General features: G+C 54.8%; 12 protein-coding genes. 3 read left to right on the top strand and 9 right to left on the bottom strand.

The window, feature by feature from the left end; translation table 11 throughout:
* Positions 1-373 precede the first annotated feature (373 nt).
* Positions 374-1,798 carry an ATP-binding protein gene (locus ACIQ0R_RS07150; protein WP_395825513.1) on the top strand — a complete coding sequence of 475 codons (1,425 nt, stop codon included), beginning with the start codon at positions 374-376 and terminating at the stop codon, positions 1,796-1,798.
* A 13-nt stretch (positions 1,799-1,811) separates the two neighbouring features.
* Here ACIQ0R_RS07150 and ACIQ0R_RS07145 read toward each other — a convergent pair whose 3' ends face one another.
* From ACIQ0R_RS07145 to cyoB, 7 genes are all read right to left on the bottom strand, one after another.
* Positions 1,812-2,336: an acyl-CoA thioesterase gene (locus tag ACIQ0R_RS07145; RefSeq protein WP_395825511.1), complete on the bottom strand. Its 525-nt coding sequence runs from the start codon at positions 2,334-2,336 to the stop codon at positions 1,812-1,814.
* A gap of 236 nt (positions 2,337-2,572) precedes the next feature.
* A complete protein-coding gene (locus ACIQ0R_RS07140; protein WP_395825508.1) occupies positions 2,573-3,109 on the bottom strand; it encodes a response regulator transcription factor in 537 nt (178 codons plus the stop codon).
* Positions 3,099-4,352, bottom strand: a complete 1,254-nt coding sequence (locus tag ACIQ0R_RS07135) for an ATP-binding protein (RefSeq protein WP_395825519.1) — start codon at positions 4,350-4,352, stop codon at positions 3,099-3,101. Before ACIQ0R_RS07135 ends, ACIQ0R_RS07140 begins: the two co-directional genes overlap by 11 nt.
* A gap of 85 nt (positions 4,353-4,437) precedes the next feature.
* A complete protein-coding gene (locus ACIQ0R_RS07130) occupies positions 4,438-5,349 on the bottom strand; it encodes an SURF1 family protein (protein WP_395825504.1) in 912 nt (303 codons plus the stop codon).
* Complete coding sequence (gene cyoD / locus ACIQ0R_RS07125; protein ID WP_395825501.1) at positions 5,346-5,867, bottom strand: cytochrome o ubiquinol oxidase subunit IV; 522 nt, start codon at positions 5,865-5,867, stop codon at positions 5,346-5,348. Before cyoD ends, ACIQ0R_RS07130 begins: the two co-directional genes overlap by 4 nt.
* Positions 5,864-6,499, bottom strand: coding sequence for a cytochrome o ubiquinol oxidase subunit III (gene cyoC, locus ACIQ0R_RS07120; RefSeq protein ID WP_395825498.1), 636 nt, complete (start codon positions 6,497-6,499; stop codon positions 5,864-5,866). The genes cyoD and cyoC overlap by 4 nt, the downstream gene beginning before the upstream one ends.
* Positions 6,492-8,495, bottom strand: coding sequence for a cytochrome o ubiquinol oxidase subunit I (cyoB, locus tag ACIQ0R_RS07115; RefSeq protein ID WP_395825495.1), 2,004 nt, complete (start codon positions 8,493-8,495; stop codon positions 6,492-6,494). The genes cyoC and cyoB overlap by 8 nt, the downstream gene beginning before the upstream one ends.
* Between cyoB and ACIQ0R_RS07110 the strand changes: the two genes are divergently transcribed.
* Positions 8,495-8,623 (top strand): hypothetical protein, encoded by a 129-nt coding sequence (locus tag ACIQ0R_RS07110; protein ID WP_395825492.1) that lies wholly within the window; start codon positions 8,495-8,497, stop codon positions 8,621-8,623. The two genes, cyoB and ACIQ0R_RS07110, sit on opposite strands and share 1 nt — an antisense overlap.
* On the opposite strand, the gene cyoA is transcribed toward ACIQ0R_RS07110, so the two are convergent.
* Positions 8,598-9,527 (bottom strand): ubiquinol oxidase subunit II, encoded by a 930-nt coding sequence (cyoA, locus tag ACIQ0R_RS07105; RefSeq protein WP_395825516.1) that lies wholly within the window; start codon positions 9,525-9,527, stop codon positions 8,598-8,600. The two genes, ACIQ0R_RS07110 and cyoA, sit on opposite strands and share 26 nt — an antisense overlap.
* A 154-nt stretch (positions 9,528-9,681) precedes the next feature.
* Here cyoA and ACIQ0R_RS07100 point away from each other — a divergent pair, with 154 nt between their 5' ends.
* Complete coding sequence (locus ACIQ0R_RS07100; RefSeq protein ID WP_395825489.1) at positions 9,682-11,031, top strand: MFS transporter; 1,350 nt, start codon at positions 9,682-9,684, stop codon at positions 11,029-11,031.
* 124 nt (positions 11,032-11,155) lie between these two features.
* Here the strand turns inward: ACIQ0R_RS07100 and ACIQ0R_RS07095 are convergent, their stop codons facing one another.
* Entirely contained in the window at positions 11,156-11,506 is a 351-nt protein-coding gene (locus ACIQ0R_RS07095) for a DUF4019 domain-containing protein (protein WP_395825486.1), read from the bottom strand.
* Positions 11,507-11,665: the final 159 nt, after the last annotated feature.

Here is an 11,665-nt window from a genome sequence, read left to right as displayed (position 1 = left end):
CATTTTCGCCAATCAGGTCTTCAGGTTTCTTGTAGTTGGTCAAGCAGGCTGTCCGCCAGCTTGACCAACTCAGGATCGGGCTTGGCCCGTTTGGTGCGTTTTACGTAGGTCATTTTTTCCTCTATGGCGGCAGTGTCCTGCCAAATGACCGTTTACACAAAACTAATTACATCCTCTGATTGATGGCAAAAAACACAATTAATCGGCTTGTGCATATCAGATTCGGCACAATAGTTTCCAATGGGAATCATCGTAAGTCTATGATAATGTCGGCATTGACAATTGAACGATATATTTCATACGGCCTGTTCTGTTAAGCAGGCCTCCCTCAGTCAATAACGCGTATCAACTTACCACTTGATTGCTATTGCCAATGTACTCAATATTGCCCGCGCTGGTGTCGTCTGTGTTCCTGGGTTATGGCTTGTACGTAGTGTGCACGCAGGGCTTTACCCGTATCGGCATCAGTTTTTCGGTGTTGTGCGCCACCTCTGCATTCTGGCAAGGAACATGGGTGGCGATATTTTTGATCAAACTCGGCTATCTGCTGATCTTGTTCCTGCCGACGAGCCTGTATCATTTTCTGACCGAAGTCTCCGATCGGCCGCAGGAGCGGCATCTGGTCTACATGTCGTACGGTCTGGCCTCGATACTGGCGGTGTTCCTGCTCGGCAGTGACCTCTTCGTCTCTGGATACTATAAGTATTTCTGGGGATACTATCCCAAGGCTGGGCTGCTACACCCGATCCACGTGCTGCAAACGGTGATCGTAGTCAATCGCGGCCTGTACATCACCTTCATGCAGCAACGTCGTGCCCCACCCAATAAGCGCATCAGATTGCGCCTCTGTGTCGCAGGCATATTGACTTACTTCTTCGCCGCCATAGATTATCTGTGTAATTACGGCTACGAGTTCTATCCGCCCGGGGTGTTGCTCATTGCCGTGAGCCTCGGCATTATCACGATTGCGATCGTCAAATACGGCTTGTTCAATCCAACGGCGATTGCCGCCACGGTCGCGCATGAAATGCGTACCCCGCTGCTGTCGATCCGTAATCAGGCGCAAGGGATCAATAAATACATTCCGATGCTGCTGCACACTTATCAAGTCGCCGTATCGAACAAGCTATGCGAACCGACATTGCCGCCATTCGCCATGAATTATCTCACCACCATCGGACAAGCGCTGACCAGAGAAGTGGATCGAACCAATGCGGTGCTGGACATGATGCTGGCGTCGATCCAGATGGATCAGATCGATAAATCCAACTTCACCCAGCACGCAATCCAAGACTGCCTGGCCGAAGCCATCGACAGGTACAGCTTCGATCCTGAATATCGGGAACGCATCGCTGTCAACGCAGCCGAAGAATTCCGTTTTTACGGTTCAGATACGTTACTGATACTTGTGCTGTTTAATTTGTTGAAAAATGCGTTATACGCGATCAAGGCGGCAAAGAAAGGCGATATCTACATAGCCACCGAGCGCGGCACAGTATTCAACCGCTTGCATTTTACCGACACGGGAACCGGTATTGCGCAAGAGGTGCTGCCGAACATTTTCGATGGCTTTTTCACCACCAAGCAGGACGGCGGGACTGGCGTTAGCCTGACATTTTGCCATCGTGTGATGGCGTCTTTTAAAGGACGTATCGGTTGTGAATCGGTCGCTGGCCAATACACTACTTTTATACTGGAATTTCCGCGGTTGGAGAACACGGAGCAAGCGCTGACTCGCGCGCCAACATCGCTGCAAGCGGAGAAAAGTAGTGCTATCTCTCCCCCGCTTGGCTCTTAGTTCGAGGACTCAATCAGACAACGATCAGTCGCTCTGGCGATTGGTGACCCTTCTCGACTTCGTACTCACGAATCTTTGCCAGGATGTGATCCGGCAGGCGCGCTATTTTCTTCTCCTTGTTGGCGAAAACAATTTGCTGATGGCCGATGGCGACGAGTTCGCCAGCAACAAGGAAACGAAACAATAGCGAGAACGAACAATTCTTCACCGCGAAAGTGTTGACCTCGCAATCGATCTTTTGAAACGCGAATGTCTCATTCACGTATTTCTGTTGCGCTTCCTTGGTCACGAACACCCCGAGAGATTGCAGCATATCGGCAGAAACACACTCAAAAAACCAGCGTTCGCGGCAAATTCCCTGCCACTCGAAATGCCTCGCGAAATAGATGTTCCCGGTTGCATTCGAGTCTTTCAGATAGGCGTCGATCGAATGACGAAACGTTTTCGGCTGTGTAGTTTGTAAGAAATCAGGTGACAACAGTGTCGTCGTTATATCGGTTTCTTTGACAAGCGAACGAGGGGACAAGATAGCTGACATGATAAAACTCCATAAGCAAAATAATAAATGGCTGATGTGAACAGCCGCTATTGCCGCCTCGCCGGGTTAATGGCGGAGGCAGCAGCTTATAGTGTTGGTTATGTGCAACTAGTTACAAGTTATTTAAGCCTTAATTGTCGTCTCGACACAGCAAAATCCGCTGAAGTCGCTGGCGTGAGCCCTTGATGAAAATGGTTGAGCGATGCGAATTTGCCAGACGTGGCGCTATTGTGGCGCTATTTGATACGTTGCTTTTCCAGCTTGCGCGCCAGCGTGCGTCGATGCATGCCAAGACGGCGTGCCGTTTCAGAGATATTGAAACCGGTTTCTACCAGTACCTCGTGGATACGCTCCCACTCCAAAGTCTTGATAGACGTAGATCGGTTGGTCAGTTCGACATCTGCAACGCCGGCCACGTGGCCAAATGCAGCTTCAATGTCGTCGGTATTGGATGGCTTGGCCAGGTATTGGCAGGCACCGAGCTTGATCGCCTCGACTGCGGTAGTGATGCTGGCGAACCCGGTCAGCACCACGATCAACATTTCGGGATCATGCTTGTGCAGCATTTGTACGCAGGCCAACCCCGATGTGCTGCCGTTTAACTTGAGATCGACAACAGCGTAACCGGGTGAATGTTGCAGCAGCAATGCCGCAGCCTGGTCCAGGCTCTCCGCCAGCAAGACCGTATAGCCACGGCGCTCGAACGAGCGGCCGAGGGTGCGAGCGAATGCGGCATCGTCTTCGATAATGAGCAGCAATCGTTCAACTGACATCGTCAATTTCCTCCTCTAGACTGATGGCAGCGAGCGGCAAGGTCAGGCGGACTTCAGCCCCGCCTTCGCTACGATTTCTGGCACTCACAACACCGCCCAATTTGCGCGCGACGTTGACCACGAAAAACAACCCGAGCCCGCTACCCGGGTGCCCCTTGGTTGACTGATACGGCTTGCCAATCTGGTTGAGCATGGCCGGCACGAAACCGGGGCCGGTATCGGAGACTTGCAGGATCAATGCATCCCATTGGCGCGATGCCTGCAGGCTGACCCATTGCGGCGATGCTTCCAGCGCATTGTCGAGCACATTGCAAATCATTTGCTTGAGCGCCGAATCAAACACTACCGGCATATCCTGCTCGATCTGGTTTTCATAGGCAAACGACACAACCGGCCGGGTCGCGCCCCACTCCTTGGCCAGGTCATTCAAAAAGGTACTGATAGTGGTTTTTGCAGACGATTCGCCGCGCGCCTCACCGGCCGACAGCAAGATACCGCTGACGATGCTTTTACAGCGTTGCAATTGCGTCTGCATTTCGCTGATTTCTTCCAGCAGTTCTTGGTTGGTGCTGAATTCCGGCATGCGCCGCCAATCCCCAAGGATAACCGAGAGGGTTGCCAGCGGAGTACCGAGTTCATGCGCCGCACCGGAGGCCAGCAAGCCCATGCGAACGATATGGTCTTCCTCGGCCGCGCGCTGGCGCAAATCGGCAAGCTGGGCGTCGCCGACACGCAGGTTAAGGTTGATGCGGGTGACAAAAAAGACCAACAATGCAGCGATCATGGCAAAGCAAAGCAGCATCCCATCGACATACAAGCTGGTTAAACCGTTGCCGTGATCGGCTGGCAGGTGCAACGGTACGGCAAACAGCGAGAGTCCGGCCAGGCACGCACTGGTGATGGCGACGATGGTCCAGGTTGACCAGGCTTCCAGCAGCACAGCGCTCAGAATGACCTGAAGCAGAAACAAAAATGCGAATGGATTAGCAGTGCCGCCGCTGAGGTAGAGTTGCGCGGTCAAGCCGCCAACATCTACCAGCAGCGCCAGGAACAACTCATTGTTGCTGACCTCGGTACGCTCATGCCAGCGCAGATGGCTGCCGATATTAAAGGCAATCAGGCATGCCAGCACCATCAGCATCTGCGGTAGCGGCAACGCGATATCGAAGCAGAACATCACCACGACGATCGTGCCGATCTGACCAATCACAGCGATCCAGCGTAACTGAATCAGCCGCAGCATGTTCTTGTGGCCGGGCGTGTCGTCTGTCGCGGCTGCACCGGTTATTGCTTGTTTCAAATCATCTGTGTCTGTGTTGGCGCCAGATTCAATTTTGCTTGCCATCGTCACTTTCCCGGTCGATACCGTCACTACTGGCGCCGGTAATGTCGGTGCGATGCACCGTACGCCGCTCTTCCCGCACTACCCAGAAGCAAGCCCCGGCCACCATCAACGCCAGAGCATACCAAGTGAGAGCATAAACCAAATGACTATTATGGAACGAGACCACGGTCAGGCCGCCGATAGGTTGCCCGGTCGCGGCACCGCCGGAACCGCTCTGACCGGCATCGGCATCGACGAAATAAGGGGCCGCAGCAGACAAGCCGCGCGCCGCTGCGATTGCCTGCACGTCGCGTGAATACCAATGGTTGGCTTGTGGGTCGTTGCGGCGCAAGAAGCCGCCGCCGGGTTCACTAAGGCGCAGCAAGCCAGTGACGCTAACTGTCTCGGATGAGGCAGATTGGACAACCGCGGAGTCTTGGGACGCTGAGTCTTGGGATTTCCAGTCGCCGACCTTGGCGGCAACGAAACCGCGATTCACCAGTACCACGCTGCCATCGGCGCTACGCAACGGCGTCAGCAACCAGAATCCGTTGCCGAGTTCTGTGACTGCCTGGACCGGAGTTGTCAGTTGATATAAGAAATTGCCGGTAAGGCGGATATGACGATACTCGTCATTTTGGGCGTTGATCTGCGGCCAGTTTTGCCGATCAGGCGCCGCGATTGCCGGTGCATGAACCCGTTGCTCTACCCGTTCGATCAGGTCAAGTTTCCATTGCAGGCGTTTTAGCTGCCAACTGCCGAGCGCCACAAAGCCAAAAAACATCAACCCTGCGCACACAGCTAACATCAGCCGGGCGGCGTTGGCGCGCCGCTGCGGCTTGACATCGCGCGCCGCAACAGCAGTGTAATCCGGCAATCCGTCGCCGGCTACCTTGCTGTGCGGCGCCTGGTTCATGGTGAGGTGTGGCTGTTTTGCATATTGTGCATGTTTTGCATGCTTTGCGAATCATGCGAAGCCGGCATACCTGGCATGCCAGGCATATTGTGCATACCAGGAATCCCCTGCAGGGATTCAGGCACGGTTTCCTGCATCGACGCCGGCATCATACCAGGCATCATGTTGTGGTTCAGGTGATACATCACCCATATCGAGCCACTCAGCATAATGCCTACCACCATGACCGTAAACAGCATGGCCAGCATCGACCAGCCGCCTTCGGACTTGGTGTTCATGTGCAGGAAGTAGATCATGTGAACCACGATCTGCACGGCACCCAAAGCCAGCAACACGATACCGGTGGTACTGGATTTATCGATGACTTTTCCCATCACTAACCAAAATGGGATCGCTGTCAGGATCACGGCCAGCACGAAGCCGGTAACATAACTTTTTACGGTGCCATGATCGACATGCGTATCGTGGTCATGGCTGTGCGGGACGACTAGCGCCGGGTGTTGTTGATGTCCGCTCATGGCAAGACTCCCATCAGATAGACAAAGGTAAAGACGCCGATCCAGACCACATCAAGAAAGTGCCAGAACATCGACAGACACATCAGGCGACGGCCGTTTTCTGCGGTCAGCCCATGACGACGAACCTGGAACATCAGCGTGATCAGCCAGATGATGCCGAAACTCACGTGCAAACCGTGGGTCGCCACCAGCGCAAAGAATGCAGTCAGAAAGCCGCTACGTTGCGGGCTAGCGCCTTCATGGATCAAGTGCATGAATTCATGCAACTCTAAAGCGATGAAGCACGCGCCAAGCAGGCCGGTGATGGCCAGCCAGCCCAGGGTTGCGCCTTGTTTCTTGCGCTGCATTTCCAGCATGGCGAAACCGTAGGTGATCGACGACAACAACAGCAACGCTGTATTGATGGCCACTAGTGGCAAGTCGAACAATTCAGCGCCGGTCGGGCCGCCTGCATAGTTGCGGCCCAGTACTGCGTAGGTCGCGAACAGGCAGGCAAACACCAGGCAATCGCTCATCAAGTACAGCCAGAAACCGAGCAAAGTGCCGTTCTCAGGATGGTGCTCGCGCACAAAGTAACGCGAGCTCGGGTCGGCGCTCATGGCGCCAGCAGAGGAAGTAGTGATATCAGACATGGCTAGCCAGCAAACGTGTGCGTTCATCTTCGGTGCGGATAACTTCATCCGCAGGAATGTGGTAATCGCGGTTGTAATTGAAAGTATGAATGATGACGGCGGCAACCACAGCAACAAAGGCCAAGCCTGCCAACAGCCACATCTGCCAGATCAAGGCAAAACCGCAAACCGCGCTCAGACCGGCAATGACGAAGCCGGCAGCCGTGTTCTTCGGCATGTGGATTTCGGTAAAGCCTTTCTGCGGACGAACGTAATTGTTGTTCTTCATGTCAGTCCATGCATCGTTGTCGTGTACCTGTGGCGTGAACGCGAAGTTGTAGTCAGGCGGCGGCGACGAAGTCGACCATTCCAAAGTACGGCCACCCCATGGATCGCCAGTGGTGTCGCGCAGTTGGTGGCGACGGCGGAAGCTGACGATCAACTGGATCACGAAAGAAGCGATGCCGAGGGCAATCAGTACCGCGCCGAAAGCAGCGATGATGAACCAGATTTGCAGCGACGTATCTTCGAAATGGCTCATGCGCCGGGTCACACCCATCAGGCCGAGTACATACAGCGGCATGAAAGCGAAGTAGAAGCCGATGGTCCAGAACCAGAAGCAGCAGCGACCCCAGAAATCGTCGAGCTTGAATCCGAATGCCTTCGGGAACCAGTAGTTAATCCCGGCAAACATACCGAACAGCACGCCGCCGATGATCACGTTATGGAAGTGTGCAATCAGGAACAGGCTGTTATGCAGCACGAAGTCGGCTGGCGGCACTGCCAGCAACACGCCGGTCATACCACCGATGACGAAAGTGATCATGAAGCCCATGGTCCACAGCATTGGCACTTCAAAGCGGATGCGGCCACGGTACATTGTGAACAGCCAGTTGAATATCTTGGCCCCGGTCGGGATCGAGATGATCATCGTGGTGATGCCGAAGAACGAGTTAACACTGGCGCCCGAACCCATGGTGAAGAAGTGATGCAGCCACACCAGATAGGACAGAATGGTGATCACCACGGTCGCATACACCATCGAGGTGTAACCGAACAGACGCTTGCTGCTGAAAGTCGATACCACTTCCGAGAAAATACCGAATGCCGGCAAAATCAGGATGTACACCTCTGGGTGGCCCCAGATCCAGATCAGGTTGACATACATCATGGCGTTGCCGCCCATGTCATTGGTGAAGAAATTAGTGCCGACCATGCGGTCCAGCGACAGCATGACAAGTACCGCAGTCAACACCGGGAAAGCGGCGACGATCAGTACGTTGGTGCACAGCGCAGTCCAGGTGAAGACCGGCATTTTCATCAGATTCATGCCAGGTGCACGCATCTTGACGATGGTCACGATCAGGTTGACCCCCGACAGCAAGGTCCCGACCCCGGCAATCTGCAACGCCCAGATATAGTAATCGACCCCCACATCCGGACTGCCCAGGATGCCGGACAGCGGCGGATAAGCCAGCCAGCCAGTACGAGCGAATTCACCGACGAACAGCGACGCCATCACCAGACCGCCGCCGAATGTCGTCATCCAGAAGCTGAAGTTATTGAGGAATGGGAAAGCCACATCGCGCGCACCAATCTGCAGCGGCACAACATAGTTCATCAGACCGGTAACCAGAGGCATGGCGACGAAGAAAATCATGATCACGCCGTGCGCAGTGAAAATCTGATCGTAATGGTCCGGTGGCAGGAAGCCGGCGGAATCGCCGAAAGCGAAGGCTTGCTGGGCGCGCATCATCAGCGCGTCGGCAAAGCCGCGCAACAGCATTACCAGGCCAAGCACCATGTACATGATGCCGATTTTTTTGTGGTCGATACTGGTGAACCAGTCGCGCCACAGAGTGCCCCAGACGCGGTAATACGTCGACGCCGCCAGCAGCGCCGCGCCACCGATACCGACCATGGCGAAGGTCGCCAACAGAATCGGATCATGAAGGGGAATAGCGTCCCAGGAGAGACGGCCGAAGATCAGCTTGGTCAGATCAATATGGTCTAGCATTGTTACTTTCCGAAGAAAAAGGAGAACGCGGCGCCTGCCTTGGCGCCAGTACCGGCAAAGCGGCACGCTGGCTGGCCATGCGCCAGGGTGCCTTGCTGGTGATTATTCATGGTGCATACCTGCCTTGACGTTGGTGTCGGTTACCATCATTTTGTCCATGCACATCTGGCCTGGCTCGACGCAGCGATTGACGATCGCATGATACAGATCGCTGTCCACGCTGGCATAGCGGCGAACTGGTTCCCTTTCGCTAGGCTGCTCCAGCTCCAGGTACTCTGCGCGCTTCAGAGCGCCGCCGCCAGCCTTGGTCTTTTGAGCCCACTGGTCAAAATTTTCTGCTGAAACGCCGTGGAACTTGAAACGCATATGGGAGAAGCCTGCGCCGCTGTAATTAGCAGAGAAGCCTTCGAACTCACCCGGCTTGTTGATGACGGCGTTGAGTGAGGTTTCCATGCCAGGCATCGCGTAGATCTGCCCTGCCAGCGCAGGGATGAAGAACGAATTCATCACTGTGGAAGCGGTAATCTTGAAACGGATCGGCACATCGACCGGCGCCACCAGCTCATTGACCGTAGCAACCCCCTGCTCCGGATAGATAAACAACCACTTCCAGTCCAGCGCCACAACTTCTACGGTGAGGATCTTGGTGTCGGCTGGAATCGGACGGTCTGCATCCAGACGCGACAGCGGCCGGTACGGATCGAGATTATGGGTGCTGATCCAGGTCAGCAGGCCAAGCGCGATGATGATGAGCAGCGGCGCGCCCCAGATGATCAGCTCGAGCTGGGTCGAGTGATCCCAGTCTGGCTCATAGCGGGCTTCGGTATTGTTTTTGCGGTAGCGCCAGGCAAACCAGAAGGTCAATGCAATCACCGGAACGATGATAAGCAGCATCAATAAGGTGGAGACGATGATGAGGTGGCTCTGCTGTTTGGCAATGTCACCTGACGGATTCATTACCACCGTGTTGCACCCGGCCAATAAAATGACGGGGAGAAGGAGCAGTCCGCGACGAGCTATTAGAGAATACATGCCGTAAAGTTCCAGTCGAAGCAAGAAAATCGTGATAATGTACAGCTACTGGTGTGCGTTGGCGATTGGACGTTTTGTCCTACACTTACAAGCGGCATTTGGAAGGGGTTGGCGCACTCACAGGCTGCAACCTACTTTGTGAGGAATGACGATCATGACCAGCATACATATAAATAACGAACACTCCGTCGATTTTTCGTCTCAGCCAAGCGTCACCGAAGGCCACCACGCCTCCAGGTCTGACCATCCCGAAATCGCCCCGGGTGAAATTGCAATTGGGGTGGTTATCGGCCGCGCCTCGGAGTACTTCGACTTCTTCGTGTATGCCATCGCCTCGGTTCTGGTGTTCCCGTCAGTGTTCTTTCCGCTTGAGCCGCGACTTGAAGGTACATTGTATGCCTTCACCATCTTTTCGTTTGCCTTTTTAGCGCGACCGTTCGGCACCGTTATTTTTATGGCAATTCAGCGTTACTTTGGGCGCGAGGTGAAATTGACACTGGCGCTATTTATCCTTGGCCTGTCCACCGCCGGAATTGCATTCCTGCCAACCTTTGAACATCTGGGCTTTGCCTCCATCATCCTGCTGTCGCTGCTGCGCATCGGCCAGGGCATCGCCCTCGGCGGCTCGTGGGACGGCCTGCCTTCCCTGCTGGCACTGAACGCCCCGGCGAACAAGCGTGGCTGGTACGCGATGATGGGGCAACTCGGCGCACCTGTCGGCTTCATCGTCGCTGCCAGCTTGTTTGCCTACTCGCTCGCCAACCTGACAAGCGACGAATTCCTCGACTGGGGCTGGCGCTATCCATTCTATGTTGCCTTTGCGATTAACGTCGTCGCCTTGTTTGCCCGTCTGCGGCTGGTCTCCACGCCGGAATATGCGCGCCTGCTCGATGAGCGCGAACTGGAGCCGACCAACGCCTTCGAAATGTCCCGCTCGCAAGGACGCAACCTGATCATCGGCGCGCTCGCAGCGCTGGCCAGCTACGCGTTGTTCCATCTGGTAACGGTGTTCCCGTTGTCGTGGATTACCTTGTATTCATTGCGCTCACCGAGCGATTTCCTGCATGTCGAAATCATTGGTGCGGCGCTGATGGCCTTGGGTGTGATCGCCTCAGGCTGGATTGCCGACCGCGTCGGCCGCCGTACTACACTAGGGGCCTGCGCGTTGCTGATTGCAATACTCAGTGCGTTCGTGCCGATGTTGATGAACGGCGGGGAATTTGGTCAGAACGTTTTCATCCTGTTGGGCTTTAGCCTGCTCGGGCTGTCTTATGGACAGGCCGCCGGTGCGGTGACAGCCAACTTTCCCGCCAAGTATCGCTACACTGGCGCGGCGTTGACTTCAGATTTGTCGTGGCTCGTCGGCGCCGGTTTCGCGCCGTTGGTGGCGCTAGGCTTGTCGGCACACTTCGGGCTGGCCTATGTGAGCTTCTATCTGCTGTCTGGCGCGGCTTGCTCGATGGCTGCGTTGAGCCTGAATCGCGCTCTGGAAATCCGCGATTGATCTGCACCTGAATCAAGCCGGAAAGCGCGTCTGAGCAGTTGCCAGACTGCTTCCCGGTTATCGCTTGACGGGATCTCTGCGGAGACAAAACTTCAGCATCTTTCTGCTTTGGATTATTGTCAGACTATTGTTTGTCGCGTGGAATATATCCAGTCACGCGCCAGATACCGTTCGGATCAAGTTGAAAGCTGACCAATTCAAACACTGTCGTGCCATCTCGCAAATCGGTAGCGTAATCGATATTTGCATACAGACCTGGCGGCGTATCGCCGGTTTGCGTGTTATAACGGACCCGCACGACCGATGCCGAGCGCCGTTGCGCCGCGGTGCCAATGGTTGACCTGGCTTGGCGAATACTTTTTACGAACGTATCCTTCGGAAGTTTCGCTTTAACGAAACTGGCCACCCCCTCCCAGACATCGCCGGAACCGTCGCGATCAATCTGCTGCAACACCGCGATGCCATTCTGAATCAATGCATCGGCTCAACTGTCCTCGTCTGCCAACGCAGTATTTGAAACCCCTGCAAGCAGGCAGACTATAGTGGACCCGGAAATCCGGACAATAGTTTAAGGAGTATCCTGCACTGAACAACGAAGGCAGGATATGAACGAATTAAAACGAAACAGTTTCAG

Origin of the sequence: Collimonas sp., from assembly GCF_044339385.1 — a bacterium.
GTDB lineage: Bacteria > Pseudomonadota > Gammaproteobacteria > Burkholderiales > Burkholderiaceae_D > Collimonas.
This window is presented reverse-complemented; position numbering and strand designations above follow the sequence as displayed.